This is a genomic window from Polaribacter cellanae, assembly GCF_017569185.1.
GTDB classification, from domain to species: Bacteria; Bacteroidota; Bacteroidia; order Flavobacteriales; family Flavobacteriaceae; genus Polaribacter; species Polaribacter cellanae.
In genome coordinates, this window is sequence record NZ_CP071869.1 from 2740403 (window position 1) to 2761039 (window position 20637).

General features: G+C 29.4%; 20 protein-coding genes. All 20 read left to right on the forward strand.

Translation table 11 applies throughout. The features are described from left to right. The first annotated feature begins 111 nt into the window (after positions 1-111). The 20 genes from J3359_RS12360 to tsaB all read left to right on the forward strand — a co-directional run bounded on the left by J3359_RS12360 (position 112) and on the right by tsaB (position 20637). Entirely contained in the window at positions 112-1365 is a 1254-nt protein-coding gene (locus J3359_RS12360; protein WP_208077163.1) for a DUF4412 domain-containing protein, read from the forward strand. Positions 1366-1377: 12 nt separating this feature from the next. Beyond that, positions 1378-3615: a T9SS type A sorting domain-containing protein gene (locus J3359_RS12365; protein WP_208077164.1), complete on the forward strand. Its 2238-nt coding sequence runs from the start codon at positions 1378-1380 to the stop codon at positions 3613-3615. A 4-nt stretch (positions 3616-3619) separates the two neighbouring features. After that, positions 3620-5986 (forward strand): leucine-rich repeat domain-containing protein, encoded by a 2367-nt coding sequence (locus J3359_RS12370; RefSeq protein ID WP_208077165.1) that lies wholly within the window; start codon positions 3620-3622, stop codon positions 5984-5986. Between the two features lie 170 nt (positions 5987-6156). Next, positions 6157-7404, forward strand: a complete 1248-nt coding sequence (locus J3359_RS12375; protein WP_496559663.1) for a transposase — start codon at positions 6157-6159, stop codon at positions 7402-7404. A gap of 162 nt (positions 7405-7566) precedes the next feature. Further along, positions 7567-7725 carry a T9SS type A sorting domain-containing protein gene (locus J3359_RS18545; protein WP_367890375.1) on the forward strand — a complete coding sequence of 53 codons (159 nt, stop codon included), beginning with the start codon at positions 7567-7569 and terminating at the stop codon, positions 7723-7725. An 11-nt stretch (positions 7726-7736) separates the two neighbouring features. After that, positions 7737-8462, forward strand: a complete 726-nt coding sequence (locus J3359_RS12385) for a hypothetical protein (RefSeq protein ID WP_208077168.1) — start codon at positions 7737-7739, stop codon at positions 8460-8462. Positions 8463-8613: 151 nt separating this feature from the next. Beyond that, positions 8614-9354 (forward strand): energy transducer TonB, encoded by a 741-nt coding sequence (locus J3359_RS12390; RefSeq protein WP_208077169.1) that lies wholly within the window; start codon positions 8614-8616, stop codon positions 9352-9354. Between the two features lie 98 nt (positions 9355-9452). Beyond that, positions 9453-10199 carry a deoxyribose-phosphate aldolase gene (gene deoC / locus J3359_RS12395; protein WP_208077170.1) on the forward strand — a complete coding sequence of 249 codons (747 nt, stop codon included), beginning with the start codon at positions 9453-9455 and terminating at the stop codon, positions 10197-10199. A 2-nt stretch (positions 10200-10201) separates the two neighbouring features. Continuing rightward, positions 10202-10774 carry an acyltransferase gene (locus J3359_RS12400; RefSeq protein ID WP_208077171.1) on the forward strand — a complete coding sequence of 191 codons (573 nt, stop codon included), beginning with the start codon at positions 10202-10204 and terminating at the stop codon, positions 10772-10774. Between the two features lies 1 nt (position 10775). Beyond that, positions 10776-12839 (forward strand): gliding motility protein RemB, encoded by a 2064-nt coding sequence (locus J3359_RS12405; RefSeq protein ID WP_208077172.1) that lies wholly within the window; start codon positions 10776-10778, stop codon positions 12837-12839. 280 nt (positions 12840-13119) lie between these two features. Continuing rightward, positions 13120-14022 (forward strand): heme o synthase, encoded by a 903-nt coding sequence (gene cyoE, locus J3359_RS12410; protein ID WP_208077173.1) that lies wholly within the window; start codon positions 13120-13122, stop codon positions 14020-14022. A gap of 103 nt (positions 14023-14125) precedes the next feature. Beyond that, positions 14126-14734 carry a cytochrome c oxidase subunit 3 gene (locus J3359_RS12415; protein ID WP_302850223.1) on the forward strand — a complete coding sequence of 203 codons (609 nt, stop codon included), beginning with the start codon at positions 14126-14128 and terminating at the stop codon, positions 14732-14734. Between the two features lie 55 nt (positions 14735-14789). Beyond that, entirely contained in the window at positions 14790-15770 is a 981-nt protein-coding gene (locus J3359_RS12420) for a cytochrome c oxidase subunit 3 (RefSeq protein WP_208077175.1), read from the forward strand. Positions 15771-15789: 19 nt separating this feature from the next. Beyond that, complete coding sequence (locus J3359_RS12425) at positions 15790-16128, forward strand: cytochrome C oxidase subunit IV family protein (RefSeq protein WP_208077176.1); 339 nt, start codon at positions 15790-15792, stop codon at positions 16126-16128. Between the two features lie 81 nt (positions 16129-16209). Continuing rightward, positions 16210-16875 carry a hypothetical protein gene (locus J3359_RS12430; protein WP_208077177.1) on the forward strand — a complete coding sequence of 222 codons (666 nt, stop codon included), beginning with the start codon at positions 16210-16212 and terminating at the stop codon, positions 16873-16875. Next, positions 16872-17516, forward strand: coding sequence for an SCO family protein (locus tag J3359_RS12435; protein ID WP_208077178.1), 645 nt, complete (start codon positions 16872-16874; stop codon positions 17514-17516). The genes J3359_RS12430 and J3359_RS12435 overlap by 4 nt, the downstream gene beginning before the upstream one ends. Next, a complete protein-coding gene (locus tag J3359_RS12440) occupies positions 17509-18060 on the forward strand; it encodes a DUF420 domain-containing protein (protein ID WP_208077179.1) in 552 nt (183 codons plus the stop codon). Before J3359_RS12435 ends, J3359_RS12440 begins: the two co-directional genes overlap by 8 nt. After that, positions 18053-18274, forward strand: a complete 222-nt coding sequence (locus tag J3359_RS12445; protein WP_208077180.1) for a hypothetical protein — start codon at positions 18053-18055, stop codon at positions 18272-18274. Before J3359_RS12440 ends, J3359_RS12445 begins: the two co-directional genes overlap by 8 nt. Before the next feature lie 224 nt (positions 18275-18498). Then, positions 18499-19860, forward strand: a complete 1362-nt coding sequence (locus tag J3359_RS12450; RefSeq protein ID WP_208077181.1) for a TolC family protein — start codon at positions 18499-18501, stop codon at positions 19858-19860. 90 nt (positions 19861-19950) lie between these two features. Next, complete coding sequence (tsaB, locus tag J3359_RS12455; protein WP_208077182.1) at positions 19951-20637, forward strand: tRNA (adenosine(37)-N6)-threonylcarbamoyltransferase complex dimerization subunit type 1 TsaB; 687 nt, start codon at positions 19951-19953, stop codon at positions 20635-20637.

Consider the following 20637-nt stretch of genomic DNA (forward strand, 5'->3'; position numbering starts at 1 on the left):
TTTTAATCAATAACCATTTATACAGAATTTTAAGCCAGTTATACATTTGGCCATTATTTTTAGGCATTTATCAGCAATATTTGTGGGAGGAAAAATTAAAAAATAGTTATTATGAAACTCTTTAAAAACATTTTTGTATTCATTTTTATCTTTTCAATATCTGGGAATGTTCAAGCACAGTTTTGGAAAAAACTAAAGAAAAAGGCAGAAGAAAAAATATCTAAAATTGAAGATAAGGTAATAGACAATTTAGATAAAAAAACCGACAAGAAAATCGATGAAACCATAGATGGAAAAAAGAAAAAACAAACAAAACCATCTACAGAATTGCCAAAATTAAAAGGAGGCTCATCAGTTTTAATGTTAATGAATGAGGGTTACGAATACCAAACAGAAGACATTATAATATCTGTTTATGGGAAATTTACAAAAGACAATTTATCGAGTTCTGTAAAAACGTATAACGAAGATAGAGTTATAAAACCAGTAGATGCATATCCTGAAGGTTTTGCGTTGGCTTACAATAAAAACGGATTTTTAAATCCAGAAAAAGGGCAAATTATAATACATCATGCAGATAGTACAAAAGCCGTTTTTTCTTTAAAAGGAACCTGGGGTTTTGGAGATGATAAAAAACCAATTAACGCCTCTTATGTTAGTTTAAATGTTTCGAAAATTAACGATGTTCGAAAAACAGATTATAAGAGAGAAACGAATAGAAACCAACAAAACTCATCAGTAAATAAAAACAACTCTAATAATATATTTAAAAATTCTGATAATTCTTCCATAGAAATTCCAGATACGTTTTCTTTTACCTCAAGTTTAGAAATAGAAATGACTTCCAATGAAAATGACGTTGCAAAAATGGAATTTTTACTGGGAGATTATAAAGATATCTATGCCATGTCTATTGCTTCTGAAGAAATGGGCGAAAACGGAAAAGTGTACAATGTAATTACCCCTAAAAGCATTACGATGTTTATGGATGTTGCTGGTATGAAAATGAAAAAATCGGTGGCTCAAGAACAGTTTTCTCAAGCAAATTTTGGCGATAAAATGCCAGAAAATCCACAGAATGTTCAAAAAACGGGTGCCACAAAAAACATTTTAGGTTATACCTGTTACGAATATAAATACGAAAATGATGGTGGTTTTGTTAGTGTTTGGGCAACTAAAGATTTCCCAACAATGAAAAAAAACATAAATATGTTAGGCATGTTTGAAGGTAGCCCAATAGAAGGTTTTGTGTTAGAAATAGATATGAAATCGAAAAACGAAACGATAAATATGAAGGCTGTAAAATACAACAAAAACAAAAATGTTACGATAAATACATCAGCATATAAATCTATGGGATTTTAAAAAATTAAAACTATGAAAACAAAATTACTTATTGCTTTATTTTTTGTGAGTTTGGTTACAAATGCACAATTACGTCTTATAAAAGATGTAAAAAATTATGTGAAAGGCTACAAATCTGTAACTGCATTAGAGGCTGTAGATAATGATATTATTATAAGTATGGCAGAAAATTTAAATCCTTTCGAAGCTGGTGTTTACATTAGTAATGGAACATTAGAAAATACCTACAAATTAAATGGTTTAGAAAACATACAATATACTTTAAATGGTTTGTTTGGTGAGTCTTATCTTATTAATAACGAAGTATTTTTATTTAGTAATCGGTTAAGTAGCTCGTCAGATAATAATAGAGTTTTTAAAATAAACGAATTAAAAACATCTGCAAGCCTTGTTGCTGAGGCAGATAATCATGGCATTATTTTACGAACAAACAATAATAAAATAGCAGAAGTTAATAGGGAATATTACCCAAGTGAATATGTAAATTTTAAAACGATTCCTGCAGGCTATAATTTTTTTGTAAAAATTTTTGATGAAAATGGCACACTTGAAAAAAGTTATACATTTAATGGAAACACAGGTTTAGACAACCCTGCAGAAGATATTAACTATTTAACCAGAATTGTTGAATTATTTTTTTGGAAAGGGAAATATTATTTTACAGGTGTTAACACGCAAAACAGAAAAGATTTATATTATTTTGATGATGCTCGTCAATACAAAATTACAAAGTTGCATGTGTATGGAAATTCTAACACAGCTGTGGCTCCAAACAATTTTGTTTTAAGTGATGATTTTATTTATTTTAATGGTTTGTATAGAACTTGGGAAACTGCAGAAACTGGTGAAAGAAGTGCAACAGAACATGGAAAAGAAATTTGTTTTACCAATGGAACATTAGATTTTGGGGGAAATGAAACTACCATACCTAATTTTTTAACAATTTCTGCAAACAAAGCTCCTTATGATGGTACAAGAGGTTACAAAGCCTTAGATACAAACTCAGCATACGCAAATTCGGTGCCTATTTATACAAATAACAATGTTGTAATTTACAAAGACTTTGCAGATAATAAAGCACTTAAATTAATTGATGCATCAAACGCTTTGCACACCTTAATTGCCATTACAAATGATAGTGATAAATACTTTATTAGAAATAACAAATTATACTATTTAACATCAGAATTTACTACAGTATTAACCTATTATTTATATGAGTTTAATGGCAATCCAAACAATGTTAAAAAATATCAACTGCCAACAAATAATGGAGATAATTTTAGAATAATAACTCAAAATCCTTACACAATTTCTCAGAAATCAAATAAAGTATTTTTTTCTGGTCAGTTTTATAATTCTCCAAATGTAAGAAGAACAGCAATTATTTCATTCGATTTTAAAACAACGCAGTTTACAGAAGAAAAAGTTTTTGCAGATGATAATGTCCAAATTTCCGATATAAAAAGATATAATAATGGCTTTGTTTTTAAAGGAGAAGATGATAAAATATATAGTTATAATGCAGAAATAAGAGCTACTCAAATTACACCAAACTCAGCTGGAGGTAAAAGTGCTAAAAAAACCAATTCTGCTCAACAATTAACATTAAATGGAGTTGTTTATAATGCAAGTGTGGCATCATCTAACTTGGCAACTAATGAAAAACTTAAAATAGAATTATTAGATACCACCAGTATTTATTTTAAAGGAAAAATTAAAAACTTGCCCAATAATAGTTACGCAAAATCTTTTTATAAAATTACAGCTTTAAATAATTCAAACCACGAAACTACGTTAACGCTATCTTTTAACAATACAGATTTTTTAACTCCAATTACCAAAGAATCAGATGTTTCTCTACAAGCTTTCGAAAATGGAAATTGGGTAGATTTAGGGGATTTCACAGTAGATTTGGCGAACAAAAAAATTACGCTTGCACATAATTTTAAAGCGAACTCAGCACTTTTTATTAAAAATTCCGCTGTTTTAAATGTCGATAATTTTGAGGTTTCAAATGCAAATGTTAAAGTGTTTCCAAATCCATCATCAGCAATTATAAATATTCAATTTAAGAATAACGAAACTTTAAAATCACTCGAAATTTATAATATAAAAGGTCAAAAAATGAATTGTATAGTTGATAAAAAAACGAGTGTAATAAATATTTCCACTCTTTCTAAAGGAGTATATATTTTAAAAATTAAAGGAGAAAAAGCAAGCTATTCAAAAAGAATAATAAAAAACTAAAACTATGAAAACAAAACTACTTATTGCATTATTGTTTGTGAGCATACAAATTATAAGTGCACAAAGCACAACATCAATTCCCGATGAAAATTTCGAGAAATTTCTTATCAAAAGAGGTATAGACTCAGATGGTACTGTAAATGGAAAAGTTTTAACATCCGATATAATTGATGTAACTTTTTTATCAATTGGAATTGTAGATAATGTAAGAGATTTAACAGGTTTAGGAAGTTTTACTGCACTTAAAGAACTTTACATTCAAGACAATTACTTGCCAAATTTAAATTTTACTGGAAACACAAATTTAAAAATACTTTCGTTAAGTGGTACAGATACAAAAAGTTTAAATATTAGCAACAATACAAAACTTACAGAATTAGGAATTTATGGAAGTTTAGACGATACTGCAGAGATAAATATTTCAAATAATATACACTTAACTAAGTTAAATATTACACGTTCTCAATTAACTACCATAGATATTTCTAAAAATATTAATTTAATAGAGGTGTTACTATCAGAGAATCAATTTACTGCTTTAGATGTTTCTAAAAATGTAAATTTAGTTGATTTGAATTGTGCAAAAAATAAGATTTCTACTATCGATGTTTCTAATTTAACAGCATTAGCACAAATAGATATTTCCGAGAATACGCTTACTCAGTTAGACCTTTCTAATAATATACAGCTTACGCATTTAGACGTTCAAAATAATAAATTAACCTCTATAGACTTAACTGCAAACACAAATTTAAGGTTTGTAAGATTACAAAACAATAAGTTAACTTTTGTAAATATTAAAAATGGAAACAACACAAATATTAGTGTTTTTAGAAGTATAAACAATCCTAATTTAAAATGCATTAAAGTAGATAATAAGACATTTAGTACTAAATCTAATTGGGGAAAAGATACAACCAGCAGATTTTCAGAAGAATGTAATCCACAAACCTATATTGCAGACACTAATTTCGAAAATTATTTAGAATTTAAAGGCTTAGGAAATGGAGAAAATAACGACAATTCTGTAGACACAGATAAAATTAAAAACGTAACAACCTTAGATATTAGTGACGAAAATATTACAGATTTAACAGGAATAGAAGCATTTGTAAACCTTGTTACTTTAGATGCAAGTTCCAATTCAATAACCAAGATAGATGTATCTAAGAATGTAAAATTAGAGGTGTTAAACATTGCTCAAAACCCAACAAAAGCAATAGATGTTAGTAAAAACACAAAACTAACCAACTTAAATGTTTCTGGAAATCAGTTAACAACTTTAAATGTAACCCAAAACACAGCATTAACGGTTTTAGATGCAAAATTAAATAAACTTACAACTATAGATTTAAGTAAAAATATTGCTTTAAAAGAGCTAAACATTAGTTCTAATAAGCTTACAAGTTTAAACCTTTCTAAGCTAGTAAATTTAGAAAGATTAGACTGTTTTAGTAGCGAACTTCCTGCAATCGATATTTCTAAAAACAAAAAATTATATTATGCAGATTTAAGTGGAAACGAATTAGAAAACTTAGATACGTATGGAAACACTGCTTTAGGAAGGCTTAGAGTAGAATATAATAAATTGAAATATTTAGACATCCAAAACAACAAAAATTTGGTCGAGTTAAACACTTCTTTTAACGAGTTAATTGGTTTGAATTTAAAAAATGACAAAAACAATATTTTATTTAATATCAATTTAAAAAACAATCTTAATTTAACTTGCGTAGAAGTAGATAATGTAAATTTTAGCACAAATAATTGGACCAAAAGAGATGCACAAACCACATTTTCTACAGATTGTGCTCCAGTGAATGACAATTGTGCCAATGCAATTCCATTAACATTTGGGCAACCAACCCCAGGAGATATTAATAGTGGAAATGCAAAGAATAACGCAACTTGTGTTACAGGAACTGTAATTGCAGATGTTTGGTTTTCTATAATTGTTCCGCAAACCAAAGAGTTTACCATTCAAGGAACAGCTTTTGGAGGCAAACTTAAATTTGCGGTTTACGATAATTGTACTGCAACAAATACTTTGGCTTGTGGCGAAAATATTATATTAACAAACCTTACAGCTAGTGCTAAATTGTATTTAAAAGTTTGGTTAGAAAAAACGGGAAGTAGTAAATCTGCAAATTCCAAAAACGGAACCTTTACAATAACAGCCCAAGACACCAGTGTTTTATCTGTAGATAATTTTGCGGAACTCAACAATCAGTTTTTGATGTATCCAAATCCAGCAAGTTCAAATTTTACGATTTCTTCGGAAAATTCTAAAATAGAAAACATAGAAATTTATAGGCGCTTTCATAAAACAACGCATCCCTTGTTTTTACGAGGGATTTGTTGTATTTTGTAGCTATAATAAACCCCGAAAATGGCCAATATAGGCAAAAAACGGGGTTTTAATTTCGACAATTATGAAAGTACGAAGAATTTCTGAAATGCAACACCGCATTTCAATTTTTTCCCCTCAGCGAGAATTATGATGCTCATTATGCGCGATTTTTAGAGGGAGATTTAGGTAAAATCTACTCTGCAATTCCTTGGAATGATTTAGTTAGCTCTTTTGGTATTTCTGAACAATCAAAAGGGAGAAACTATCTTTTTAGCCCTAAAGGAAGACTAGGTTTAATGTTTTTAAAACATTATGCTAATTGTTCAGATAGAAAATTGATTGAACAACTAAACTCGAATTTAGACTATCAATTTTTCTGTGATATAGAACTAGGTTTTGAACGTTTAACAAACTATAAAATAGTGAGCCAAATACGTTGTGAATTAGCAGAGAAACTCGATATTAATTCCATAGAAAAAATTCTATTCAACTCTTGGAAAAACGAAATTGAAAACCCCAATCAAATTGTAATGGATGCTACTTGTTATGAAAGTGAAGTTCGTTACCCTAGCATCCAAAAATTACTTTGGGAGTCGGTTCATTGGTTGTACAATCAATTACGTAAAACCTGCTCTATATTAGGGGTTAAAATGATTAGAAGTAAATATATCAAGTGGAAAAAGCGTTATCAAGGATTTAGTAAAATGCGAAGAAAAACCAAGTCGAAACGTATTTCATTAACCCGAGGTTTACTCAATCTGTTAAGTAAATTTATCAACTTTGAAAAAGAGTTGTCAGAAAATCACAATATTGAGTTTATAGCTTTGTATTATAAGCGAATAAATACAATTCAAAGGATTTACAAACAACAAAAAGATCATTTTGATACAGGAGAAAAAATCAAAGATAGAATTGTAAGCATTCAAAAGGATTATATTCGTCCTATTGTTCGAGGAAAGGAAGTAAAACCTGTTGAATTTGGAGCAAAAGTTAACAAAGTTCAAATTGATGGAATTAGCTTTATCGAACATATTAACTTTAATGCATTTCATGAAGGAAATCGTTTTATTCAAACAGTCCAAAAAGCACAAGGATTAACTCGAAAAAAAGTAAAAATAGCTGGAGCAGATAAAATTTATGCCACCAATAAAAATAGAAAACACTGTAGTTCTAAGAACATAGAAACAGACTTTATCCCCAAGGGAAAAAAGCCGAAAAATCATAAAGAAAAAAAGCAACTTAGAGCTATTATCGCAAAAGAAAGAGCTACAAGATTAGAAGGTTCTTTTGGAAAGGATAAAGAATATTATCACTTACGAAAAATAAAAGCCAAAACTAAAAAGAATGAAATTCTATGGATATTCTTTGGAATACACACAGGGAATGCTCTTGAAATTGGCCGAAGAAAAATAGCTAAAACAGCACAACAAGTAGCCTAAATTTGAAGCATTGAATATAGTTTTACGGGAGAGGTATGTCTTGTCGGGAAATTTTTAAGAAACTGAACCCTTAAAACAGCTTTAAAACAAAAATTGAGGGTAGAATTTAAATAATTCTGCCCTCAATTTTAGCTACATTTCTAAAAATAACCTATTTTCTGAATGTGCCTTTATAATTTTTTAGGAAAAAAGGTGTTCCATAAAAAAGTAAACAACACTTCTAAAATAGAGTTGAATACCTCCGAATTTTCAAAAGGAATTTATTTAATCAAAATAAAATCAGCAAATAAAATTACTTCAAAAAAATTAATAATTAATTAAAAATCGAAATTATGAAACCAACAAAAAGCACCCAAATTTTTCTTACAATTTTAGCTTTTATAGGCACAATTGTTTTTACATCTTGTAGCAGTAATAATAACGATATAGAAGAACAAGAACTGTCTGAAATTGTTATGAAAAACTTTGTAGAGGACATTAAAAATATGGCTGTTCCTTCCAATTTATCAAACTCACAAAACCAATATGCACAGCAAGCAAATGCGCAATTCGAATTTCTAAAAACAATAGGAAGTTCTTATGCAACACTATTTACAGTTCCTACAAATGCAGTAGCAGCAAAACTATCAAGAAAATTTGCTGGAAAATCTAACTCTTTTACATCTAAAACTTACACTTGGTCTGCAAATGGAACATCAATTACGTACACAATAACAGAAAATTCCGATCGATATTCTTTTACTTACAACATTGTATCTAGCGATTTTACTGGGAAATTTATGGATGGCTACCAACTAAAAGATGGTAGTTATGCAGAAGTTAGTTTATATGCAAACAACCAAACTGTATCTACCATTAAATGGTGGGTTACCAACGAAATTACAAAAATTCAATTCGAAGCAGACAATAACAAACTCGTTTTAGAATTAAATACAAGCGATAATTCTGGAAGTATAAAAGTGTACGAAAGTTCTTTTTTATCGGCTCTTTTTAAATGGAATGCAAATGGAACAGGAAGTTATACAGATTATAATACCAACGAAACATATACTTGGTAAAGTGTCCTATAAAATAAATAGCACAATTATCAATTTTTAATTAGGGGTTATTATTTTTAATTGTGTAAACAGCATTAAAGAAATTTTAATGCTGTTTTTTATGGCACGAACTTTGATTTAACAAAGTCTTAACATATAAAACTTTCTAATTATGAAAAACCTAAAAAAACTACCAACCAAACAATTAGAAAAGTTCTCTAACATTTTTACTCAGTTAGGACTTGTATTAGTGCTCTTTGTTGTGTACATCACCTTAGAACACCAAACCGAAGAAAAAACAATAAAAACTCTGGGAATAAGCAATGTAGAACAAATTTATATTGAACCCGATGAAAATTTCGTTTTTCAAAAAGAAGTAAAACCAAAACCAAAACCTCAAGCTCAAAAACCTCAAGTTTTTATTCCAGAAGAGGTTGTAAAAGTAGATAACAATATAACTGAAACAATTGTTGATACTCCCAAAGAAGATCCAGTAGTTTTAAATCTAGACGATATTGTAACAGTAGATATTCCTGAAGAAGACCCTGTTGTAAACGATGTTCCTTTTATAAATATTGAAGATGCACCCGTTTTTAAAGGTTGTGAAGGTTTATCTAAAGAAGAAAATAAACGTTGTTTCGATAAAAAAATGAAACAATTCGTGCAACGTAATTTCGACGCTGGTTTGGCAAGTGAATTAGGTTTAAGAGCTGGGAAATATAAAATTCAAACGCAGTTTTTAATAGATGATAAAGGAAACGTTGTCGATATTAAAATTAGAGCACCTCATAAAAAATTGGAAAAAGAAACCAACGATTTAATTAAAAAATTACCAAGATTTACACCAGGAAAACAACGAAACAGACCTGTTAGAGTTCGATACACACTGCCCATCTCTTTTAGTGTAGAATAAAAAACAATTAAACCCAGCTGAAAAGTTGGGTTTTTTTATGCAACTTAAAAATGAAATCTCTTTACATACTTAATACAAGGTTTTAGTACATTTGTAAGATGGATATCAATCGATTTTTAGATGCTACCTATTTAAAAACTGCAGCACAAGCACAAATTTCTGAAGCAGAAAATTTGCAAAATGTAATTGCATTGGTAGAAGAAGCAATTCTGTACGATTATAAGTTAATTATGATTCGCGCAAAATACATTTCTATTGTAAAAAGATTGTTAGCAGATGCAAAATTTTCTATTTTAACAGGAACTGTAATTGGTTTTCATGAAGGAACATCTACTATAGAAGAAAAATTACAAGAAGCACAAAAAGCCATTAATTTAGGCGCAGACGAGTTAGATTTTGTAATAAATTACAAAGCTTTTAAAGAAGGAAACATTAATTTAATAACCCAAGAAGTAACCAAAGGCACAAATCTTTGCCTTAAAAACCATAAAGTCGCAAAATGGATTATAGAAGTTGCAGCCTTAACAAATGAAGAAATAATTGTAATTTCACAATTGATTAAAAAAATCGTTTTAGAGAATTTCGGAGAAGAAAACGCAAAAAATGTATTTGTAAAATCTTCCACAGGTTTTTTTAAGACAGAAAATGGCAAACCAAATGGAGCAACTTTAGAAATTATGAAAATAATTTCCGAAAACGCAAAACCATTAAAAATTAAAGCAGCTGGTGGTGTAAGAGATTACGAAACCGCTTTAAAAATGCTTTCTTTAGGAGTAGATAGAATAGGGACCTCTTCTTCGAAAGCAATTGTAACTAAAGAAATAAACACAAAAGAAGAATATTAATTTTGAAAAATTATTTCGCACATGAAACTGCAATAATAGACGCAAATTGTGCTATTGGAAAAGACACCAAAATATGGCATTTTAGTCATATTATGGCTAATTGCGAAATTGGAGAAGCGTGTAACATTGGTCAGAATGTGGTGGTTTCTCCCAGAGCAATTTTGGGCAAAAATGTAAAAGTGCAAAACAATGTTTCTATTTATACAGGCGTTATTTGCGAAGACGATGTTTTTTTAGGACCTTCTATGGTTTTTACAAACGTAATAAACCCAAGAAGTGCCATTAAAAGACAAAACGAATATTTAGAAACCATAGTAAAAAAAGGCGCAAGTATTGGTGCAAATGCAACCATTGTTTGTGGTAATAATATTGGCGAATATGCTTTTGTTGGAGCAGGAACAGTGGTTACAAAAGAAATTTTACCTTATGCTTTGGTCGTTGGAAATCCATCTAAGCAAATTGGTTGGGTTAGCGAATATGGGCACAGACTAAATTTCGACGAAAAAGGTTTTGCAATTTGTAAAGAAACCAAACAAGAATATCAATTAAAAAACAATACAGTTATAAAGTTATAAGATGCTAAAAAAATACGTATTTCTAGTTTTATTATTTCCCACAATATTTTACGCACAAACAGAAAGATATCCAGTTTTCGATGTTTGTAAAGGAGCAGATATTTCTAATATCGAAGACTGTTTTCTATCAACAACCAAAAAACATTTTTTTGCAGAATTTAAAACGCCACCAATCGTAGAAAACGAAAATTATACAGGAGTAGCTACTGTTTTGTTTATGGTTACAGATAAGGGAGAGTTTAAAATTATTTATGTAAACACACCATACGAAGCTATAAAAAAAGAAGTGGAAAGAGCTTTTAAAGTATTTCCAAAAATTTCTCCAGCAAGATACAACAATCACAATATAGAAATGAAGTTCGAGCTTCCCATAAAATTTCCAATTGTAAGAAATATGGAAGTTAAAAAAATAACAAAAAATACAGCACCAAAAGAAGATTTATTCGCAATCGTAGAAAAAAGCAGAATTGCAGATTCTACTTTCTTAGAACACAATAGCCAGTTAAACATTCCATTTACACACCAAAGATATGTAGATTATGAATTTGCAATGCACAAAGCAGATGGAACACACACAGCTTCGAAACCTTATACGTATAATGAAGTTAATAAATATTTCAACTTAACAGAGCATAAAAAGAAATTTTTAAAACCAGAAATAAGGTCTTGGGTTGGTAATAAAATTTGGAACGAACATTTGTTGCAAGTTAAAAAGAAAGATTTTTGGCTAACATTAGATTTTTTGTTAGATGTACAATTAGGTAAAGACAATTCTGATGTTTCTTATACGTATAACAATTCCCGGATTTTAACCGTAAATGGAGGTTTGGGCGATAAATTTTCTTACTCTGCCACTGTTTATGAAAGTCAAGGAAGATTTGCAGATTATTTTAATAGTTATATTTCTAATCGTTCTTTATTAACAAGACCAAAAAACTCTGAAGGTTTGGTGCCAGGAAGAGGAAAAGCAAAAGGATTTAAAGAAGATAGTTTCGATTATCCTGTTGCAGAAGGATATTTATCTTATCAACCCAATAAATTTATGCAGTTTCAATTTGGAAATGGGAAAAATTTTATTGGAGATGGTTATAGGTCTTTTATACTTTCGGATGTTTCTTCGCCAACGACTTATTTAAAAATGAAAGTCGATTTCTGGAAATTACAATATACCAATGTTTGGATGTGGAATACAGAACCCTCTATTTCTGCACTCTCGAATCCGAATGAACATGCAAGAAAATACATTGCAGCACATTTTCTAAGCTTAAATATTACCAAAAAATTAAATATTGGTTTTTTTGAAACTGCAATTTCATCAGGAGAACAAGGTTTCGATGCTGGTTTCTTAAACCCAGTTATTTTCTATAGATCTGTAGAGTTTAATAGAGGAGAAGATGCAGGAAATGCCATTATTGGTTTAACAGGTAAATACAAGTTAACCAATAATATTTCTCTATATTCTCAATTAGTGGTAGATGAATTTTCAGTTGGAAATTTAAACAATTTAGCAGATTGGAGAAATAAATTTGCGTATCAATTAGGAGCAAAATATTTTAATGCTTTTAATATTGATAATCTTTTTCTTCAATTAGAATATAACTATGCAAGACCTTACACATTTGCACACAAATCGCCGATTTTAAACTACGGAAATTACAGTCAGCCAATGGGTCATTTATGGGGTGCAAACTTTTATGAAGCAATTGCAATTGCAAGATATACAAAAGATAGATGGAGTTTTAATGGAAAATTAACCTTAGGAAAAAAAGGATTCGATTTTGTAGATGAAACAGTTAGTTATGGAGGAAATATTTACCAATCTTACGAAGATCGTTTTGGAGACACAGGAAATAAATTAGCACAAGGAAACACAGCAAATATTTTTATTGCAGATTTTCAAGGTAGTTATTTATTAAACCCTTCGAATAACTTAAGCCTTTTTGGCAGTTTTATGTATCGTAAATTTAGCCCAAAAGTAGCAACAACAGCCTATCCAGAAGGCAATACAGTATGGCTTTCTGCAGGAATAAAAGCAGACTTATTTAACTTTTATAAAGATTTTTAATAATTTTTAACGAATTAATTGTTTTTTAAATTAAAATATTACTTATATTTGAATCGTGATTCCTCAGTGGATCACACTTTTTCTTTTTCATAGCAATTTTCCCACTCAATTTATTGAGTGGGTTTTTTTATGCATTTAACTTTTTGTGTTTAAATTTTATCAATCTTAAAAGTATTTAAAAGCAGGTTTTATCAATATAAAATATTGGATGTCAAAACCTCGTTAAAAATTATGGTAAATTCATATTTATCAAATATCTTTGCAAACCAATTGTGGTTTTATGAATACAACAGTTATTTCCGATAATAAAACAGCTATGCAAACGATTCTATCCGACTTTAAGCAGCTTACCAAAGTTGGTTTGTCTTTAAGTGTGGTATTCTCTTCGGTTGCAGGTTATTTATTAGCGGCAGAAGTTGTAAGCTTTTTTACGCTGTTTCTATTAGCTTTAGGAGGGTTTTTTATGGTTGGAGCATCCAATGCTTTTAATCAAATTATCGAAAAAGATACAGATGCAATAATGAAACGTACCCAAAACAGACCTTTACCAACAGGTAGAATGTCTGTAAATACAGCGCTTATAGTTGCAATTACATTTACTATTTTAGGAATTGCCATTCTTTATAGCATCAATCCAAAATCGGCATTATTTGGTGCTATTTCTATATTTTTATATACAAGTGTTTACACGCCTTTAAAAGCAGTAACACCTTTGGCAGTTTTTGTTGGAGCTATTCCAGGAGCCATTCCTTTTATGTTGGGTTGGGTTGCAGCAACCAATAATTTTGGTATAGAGGCAGGTTTTTTATTTATGATTCAGTTTTTCTGGCAATTCCCTCATTTTTGGGCAATTGGTTGGCTACAATACGAAGAATATAAAAAAGCAGGTTTTTATATGTTACCAATGAATACGAAAAACAAAGGAGCCATTAAACAAATTGTTTTTTATACAGTAATTATGATTTTGGTTTCAATCGCTCCAGTTTTAAGAGTTTCTGGCGAATTTTACATCTATCCAGCAACAGCAGTAATTGTTGCTTTGTTTGGAATAATGATGTTGTATTATGGAATACGATTGTACAAAACTGAACAAAATATAGATGCTAGAAAATTAATGTTATCTAGTGTTTTGTATATAACAGTGGTTCAAATTATATATGTAGTAGATAAATTTTTACATTAAATAGAAGAACCGAAAATAAAAGAAACCGAAAAAACCGCTAAGAAAAACGCAAAGTTCGCTAAGAAAATAAAAGACAGGTTTTAAAAAAAAATCTTTGCGCACTTTGTGGTTAAAGCCAAATAAAATGATACAAGAACAAACATTAGAACAAGAATTAACAGTTGCCAAAAAGAAATCGGCAAAACCTATGTTATGGGTTTCTATGATTAGTATGGTTATGTTTTTTGCAGGTTTAACAAGTGCTTATGTAATTAGTATGAAAAGAGACGACTGGGTTTCTTTCGATTTACCAGATGCATTTCATATTAGTACTTTTTTAATTGTGGCAAGTAGTATTACGTTGTTTTTATCACAACGATTTTTAAAACAAGATAAAAGACAATTATCACTAACTATGGTAGTTATAACCTTAATTTTAGGAATTGGTTTTATTTGGCAACAATATGTTGGTTTTAATCAATTAAAAAGTATTGGTTTGTATTTTACAGGGCCAGAAAGTACAGTTTCAACCTCTTTTATTATTGGAATTACATTTATGCATATTTTGCACTTACTAGCAGGTATAATTGTGCTATCTGTTGTTATTTATAATCATTTTAAATACAAATACAAACCAAATGATATGCTAGGCTTTGAACTTGGTGCTATTTTTTGGCATTTCGTGGATATATTGTGGATTTATCTATTTTTCTTTTTCTATTTTATCAAGTGATGAAAAATGATTAATTTTGCGAAACTAATTAAGAATTAATTAACAAAAAACTTATATGGAAGCAAATATTGCTGTACCTTCTAATAGTAAAGATACCTGGAGTGGTGGTAGCGCAAAACCTTTTGGCGCTAGCTATGGTAAAATGATGATGTGGTTTTTCATCGTTTCAGATGCATTAACCTTTTCTGGCTTTTTAGCAGCTTATGGTTTAACGCGTTTTAAATTTATAGATTCTTGGCCAATTGCAGATGAGGTTTTTACTCACGTTCCTTTTGTACATGGAGAATTTCCAATGATTTACGTTGCAATTATGACGTTTATCTTAATCTTTTCTTCTGTAACAATGGTATTGGCAGTAGATGCTGGCCATCAAATGAAAAAAAATAAAGTAGCTTGGTACATGTTTGCTACGATTATTGGAGGTATTATTTTCGTAGGCTCACAAGCTTGGGAATGGAGCACTTTTATAAAAGGTTCTTATGGAGCCGTTAAAACTACAGATGGTAAAGTATTACAATTTGTAAAAGATGGTAAACAAATTGCTTTGGCAGATTTTGTTACTGGAGAAAGAACAGACGAAAGAGTACAACACACAAGAAAAAACGGATTGTGGTTCGAAAAAGAAGAAACAATCTCTACCTACTCTGTAGACCAAGTTGTAAATGCTTACAAAGCAAACCCAGCAATACAAGTAAGAACAGAGTTTATGAATGTAGATACCAAAAAGAAAACAATTCTCTCTAGAGAAGATGGAATCGCAGAATTAGCAAAAACTAAAATGGTTGTTGAAGGAGCAAATTTGCATGTAAATGAATATGGAAATACCATTTTCGCAGATTTCTTTTTCTTTATTACTGGTTTCCACGGTTTTCACGTACTTTCTGGAATTATAATTAATATTATTATTTTCTTTAATGTAATTCTTGGAACTTACCAGAGAAGAGGACATTACGAAATGGTAGAAAAAGTAGGGCTGTATTGGCACTTTGTAGATTTAGTTTGGGTATTTGTATTTACCTTCTTTTACTTAGTATAATTTAAAATAATAGATAGAAATGGCACACGCACACGAATCAAATACGAAAAGAATATGGATGGTTTTTGGTATTCTTTCTGTTATTACTTTAGTAGAAGTTTACTTAGGAATAATTAAACCAGAAGCATTGCACTTAAATGGTCCTGGAACAAGCTGGCTAAACTGGATATTTATTATCTTAACTTTAGCGAAAGCTTATGGAATTGCATGGGTTTTTATGCATTTAGAAGGAGAAAAAAAATGGTTTAGACGTTGCATTGTTTGGACAGCAGTTTTCCTAATAATTTACTTAGTTACATTGTTATTAATCGAAGGAGAATATTTATACGAAACATTATCGCCACTTGTAAAATGGTAATTTAATATAGTAAAGGTGGTTTTTTAACCACCTTTTTTTGTGCTGAAATTACTTTTCGGTAGATTATAAAAATACAAATCAATGAAAATTACAGAAAAAAGAGTTGTATTATTTTTACTCTTTATTTTTCCTTTAATATGTTTCTTGATTCTTTCTACAGGAAAAAATAATTTTACCAAATTACCTGTGGTAACAGAGAATGTTATAGATATTTCCTTAATAAAATCTTCAAAAACATTTAAAGATCATATTTCTGTAGTTTGTTTTTTAGGAGATAACATCGAGCTAAACAAAGGTGGTTTTTTTAATTTAAATGAAAAGATTTATAAGAACTTTATAAAGTACAAACAGTTTCAAATTATAGCTATCTATCCAAAAGACAAAGAAGTGGAGGTTACAGCCTTAAAAAAAGAAATTAGTGCTTTTACAGATATGGCAAAATGGAATTTTGTGGCGGCTAATAAAGAAGAAATAAAAATTTTGTTTGATAGTTTAAAAACCAACGAAAATCTAGCAAATTTATATACCTCTAAAGTATTTTTAATTGATAAAAAAGGTAATTTAAGAGGAAGAACAATTGACAAAGATAGTACAATTGATGGGAAATTGTTTGGCTACAATATGCAATCTGTTGCAGAATTAAATGCCAAATTAAAAGACGATATAAAAGTGCTTTATTACGAATATTATGCTGCATTTAAAAATAAAAACGAGAATAAAGCCGATAGAAAAGAAGTAGGATTATGAAAAAAAAATATTCGTACATAGGAATTGCTTTTGTGATATTATTATTTGGAATTTACACAGTACCAAAAGTAGTAGATCGTTTTAAGAAATCGGATTTGGTAAAGTTAGATAAAGTTCCAGATTTCGAATTTATCAATCAAAATGGCAAAAAAATAACGAATAAAACCTACGATGGTAAAGTGTATGTTGTAGAGTTTTTCTTTAGTACATGCCCAACCATTTGTCCGATTATGAATCGTAAAATGGTTACCATTCAAGATAAATTTTTTGGAAATCCAAATTTTGGAATCGCATCAATATCCATTACTCCAGAAATAGATACACCAGAAACTTTAAAAGTATATGCTAAAAACAACGGAATAACTTCGAAAAACTGGCATTTGCTAACAGGAAAAAAAGACGATGTTGTATATGCACTTTCCAATAAGGGATTTAAATTATATGCAGGAAAAGGAGAAGAAGAACATGGAGGTTTTGAGCATTCTGGTTTATTTGCTTTGGTAGATAAAGAAGGTTACATAAGATCTAGAAAAGACGAATTTGGCAACCCAATTATATATTATAGAGCTTTAGAAGAGAAAGGTTTTCCAGACCAAATAAAAGAATTAAAAGAAGACATTAAAATTTTGTTAGATGAGTAATAATGAAATAAATTTAGCTCAAGAAAAAAAATACAAAAAGATAATAACAGCATTATCTATTATAATCCCAGTTGCAGTTGCAGCGCTTTTTGGAGTAAATCTTAGAAAGTTAGGTTTCGATGTAGAACCATTAACTTTTTTACCCCCAATTTATGCGACTATAAATGGTTTAACAGCTGTTCTTTTAATAGCTGCAGTTGTTGCTATAAAAAAAGGAAATAGAAAATTACACGAACAATTAAACAGCACAGCAATTGCTTGTTCGTTGTTGTTTTTATTGATGTACATTGGTTATCATATGACATCTGACTCCACAACTTTTGGCGGAGAAGGTATTGTAAAATATGTGTATTATTTTATTTTAATTACGCACATTATTTTATCTATTGTTATAATTCCTTTTGTACTAACAACGTATATGAGAGCGAAATTGGGTAATTTTACAGCACATAAAAAAATTGCAAAACGTACCTTTCCATTATGGTTGTATGTTGCAGTTACAGGTGTAATAGTGTATTTAATGATATCTCCTTATTATGTATAAAAAACAATTTTTTTTCGCATTTTTCTTATTCTTTTTAACAATAGAAACAGCATCTGCACAATGTGCGATGTGTAAAGCTGTTGTAGAAAATGGAGACATTTCCATGGCAGAAGGAGTAAATAACGGAATTAGCTATTTAATGGTGTTTCCTTATCTTTTGGTAGGCATTTTATTTTTCGCTATTTACAGGTATAACAAAAAATCTAAAGTTTAACGTTTCAATAAAAGGCTAGTTTTGTAACAAATTTTACATTTAGTCGTCTTAACAATAGCAAACAAAGGTTAAAATGTTCATTTTTAAATAAAAAGTGTTCGATTTTAATACACATTTAAAAACTAAATATTTGTAACTAAATGGTTATCAATATTTTAATATTTTGCTTTTTTTGGTACAACTATTGAAAAAAAATCAATCAACACAATATAAAATTTAAGATTTTGAAAACCAACCTTATTCTATTTGTAGTATTATTAACATCAATTGCTACTTTTTCACAGAAACAATGGACGCTTAAAGAATGCGTAGATTATGCTTTAGAAAATAATATTACCATAAAGCAGAATAAATTAAATGTTGAAACTTCTGAATTAGAAGTTATAAACGCTAAAGGTAATTTCTTACCAAATTTAAATGGTAGTGCATCACAATCTTTTAACTTTGGTTCTTTCTTAGGACAAGATGGAGCAAGAATTTCTAGAAATACAAGAGGTAATGGTTTTGGCTTATCTTCTAGTACAACTCTTTTCAATGGTTTTATTAATTTAAATACTTATAAGCAAGCAAAGTTAGGTGTAGAAGGGAGTAAGTTAGACTTAGAGCAAATTGAAAATGATATTTCATTAAATGTAGTTAATGGGTATTTAAATATTTTATTTGCAAAAGAAAATTTAAATGCAGCAAAAATTCAAGCAGAAATAAGTGAAAAACAAATTGAAAGTGCAGAAAAAAGATTTAACGCTGGTGCAATTGCAAAAGGAGAATTATTAAACACACAATCTACAGCTGCAAGCGATTTACAAAATGTTATTGCAACTCAAAATGCTTTAGACTTAGCACTACTAAATTTAGCTCAAATATTACAAGTACCAGCTAAAAATTTTGATATTTTTCCAATTGATGTAGGTACACCTTCAGAAACATTATTGTATGATGCTGCTGATTTTATTTATGAAAAAGCTCTTTTAAATAGACCAGAAATAGAAAAAGCAAAATTAAACTTGGAGCAGTCAGATTTATCTATAGAAATATCAAAAGGTCGTTTTTTTCCAACATTAAGTTTTGGTGTAGGTTTAAATACCTCGTACCAAACTATATTAGGAGAGAAAGACGTAAGACTTATTCAACAACCAGATGGTTCCTTTATAACACAACCTAATGGATTTTTTACACAATTAGATAATAACTTAGGGTACAATTTTGGGTTAAATTTAAGTATTCCAATATTTAATAGAAATCAAACCAAAGTTAATGTAAGTAAATCTAAAATTAATAGAGAAATAAGTGAAACACGTCTACAAAATGAAAAAATTCAACTTAAGCAAACTATAGAAAAAGCTTATTTAGATACTAGAGCTGCAGCAAAATCATACGAAGCCGCAAAAATTTCTTTAGAAGCACAAAAAGAAGCTTTTAAAAATGCTCAAGAACGTTACAATTATGGAGCGATAACTCTATTCGATTTTGATTTGGTTAGAACACGTTTGGTAAATGCAGAAAGTTTAATGATCCGTTCTAAATACGATTATGTATTTAAAACAAAAGTATTACAATTCTATTCTGGGGAATTAGTTTTAGAATAAACACAAAAAATTATAATTAGAACCTCACTCGTTTTTATAACTTGTGAGGTTTTCTTTTTTTGAAATACTATCTTTGTAAAAAAATACAAATTGGCACACATCCTTAACATAGAAACTGCGACAAAAAATTGTTCTGTTAGTATTGCAAAAAATGGAAAAATTTTAGCAATTAAAGAACTAAACAATGGCAATTACTCTCATGCAGAAGTATTACACCCTTTTATTGTGGAGGTTTTAAAGGAAGCAAATATAAAAACAACAGCAATAGATGCTGTTGCAGTTAGTAAAGGTCCAGGATCTTATACAGGTTTAAGAATTGGAGTTTCTGCTGCAAAAGGACTTTGTTTTGCTTTTAACAAGCCATTAATATCTATAGACACACTTAATTCTTTAGCACATTCAATTTCTGTAGATAATGGCACCATTATTCCAATGTTAGATGCAAGAAGAATGGAAGTGTATGCAGCAGTTTATGACAACAATTATCAGCAAAAAAGAGAAATAAAAGCAGAGATTATCGATGAAAATTCTTTCTCAGATTTTCTAAATACAGACAAAGTGTATTTCTTAGGAGATGGAGCTGCAAAATGTAAAGAAATAATTACGCACAAAAATGCAGTTTTTATAGAAGATAAATTTCCTTCAGCAAAAGAAATGGCAATGTTATCTTATAATAAGTACAAAAAAAACGACATCGAAGATGTCGCTTATTTCGAACCTTTTTACTTAAAAGATTTTATTGTTATTCCCGAAAAGAAAAAGAAACCTACGTTTTAA

What these genes read in the sequence shown, in the direction of transcription:
- J3359_RS12360 (WP_208077163.1), top strand. Translation starts at nt 112, where the DNA reads ATGAAACTCTTTAAAAACATTTTTGTATTCATTTTTATCTTTTCAATA.
- J3359_RS12365 (WP_208077164.1), top strand. Translation starts at nt 1,378, where the DNA reads ATGAAAACAAAATTACTTATTGCTTTATTTTTTGTGAGTTTGGTTACA.
- J3359_RS12370 (WP_208077165.1), top strand. Translation starts at nt 3,620, where the DNA reads ATGAAAACAAAACTACTTATTGCATTATTGTTTGTGAGCATACAAATT.
- J3359_RS18545 (WP_367890375.1), top strand. Translation starts at nt 7,567, where the DNA reads ATGTGCCTTTATAATTTTTTAGGAAAAAAGGTGTTCCATAAAAAAGTA.
- J3359_RS12385 (WP_208077168.1), top strand. Translation starts at nt 7,737, where the DNA reads ATGAAACCAACAAAAAGCACCCAAATTTTTCTTACAATTTTAGCTTTT.
- J3359_RS12390 (WP_208077169.1), top strand. Translation starts at nt 8,614, where the DNA reads ATGAAAAACCTAAAAAAACTACCAACCAAACAATTAGAAAAGTTCTCT.
- deoC (WP_208077170.1), top strand. Translation starts at nt 9,453, where the DNA reads ATGGATATCAATCGATTTTTAGATGCTACCTATTTAAAAACTGCAGCA.
- J3359_RS12405 (WP_208077172.1), top strand. Translation starts at nt 10,776, where the DNA reads ATGCTAAAAAAATACGTATTTCTAGTTTTATTATTTCCCACAATATTT.
- cyoE (WP_208077173.1), top strand. Translation starts at nt 13,120, where the DNA reads ATGAATACAACAGTTATTTCCGATAATAAAACAGCTATGCAAACGATT.
- J3359_RS12420 (WP_208077175.1), top strand. Translation starts at nt 14,790, where the DNA reads ATGGAAGCAAATATTGCTGTACCTTCTAATAGTAAAGATACCTGGAGT.
- J3359_RS12425 (WP_208077176.1), top strand. Translation starts at nt 15,790, where the DNA reads ATGGCACACGCACACGAATCAAATACGAAAAGAATATGGATGGTTTTT.
- J3359_RS12430 (WP_208077177.1), top strand. Translation starts at nt 16,210, where the DNA reads ATGAAAATTACAGAAAAAAGAGTTGTATTATTTTTACTCTTTATTTTT.
- J3359_RS12435 (WP_208077178.1), top strand. Translation starts at nt 16,872, where the DNA reads ATGAAAAAAAAATATTCGTACATAGGAATTGCTTTTGTGATATTATTA.
- J3359_RS12440 (WP_208077179.1), top strand. Translation starts at nt 17,509, where the DNA reads ATGAGTAATAATGAAATAAATTTAGCTCAAGAAAAAAAATACAAAAAG.
- J3359_RS12445 (WP_208077180.1), top strand. Translation starts at nt 18,053, where the DNA reads ATGTATAAAAAACAATTTTTTTTCGCATTTTTCTTATTCTTTTTAACA.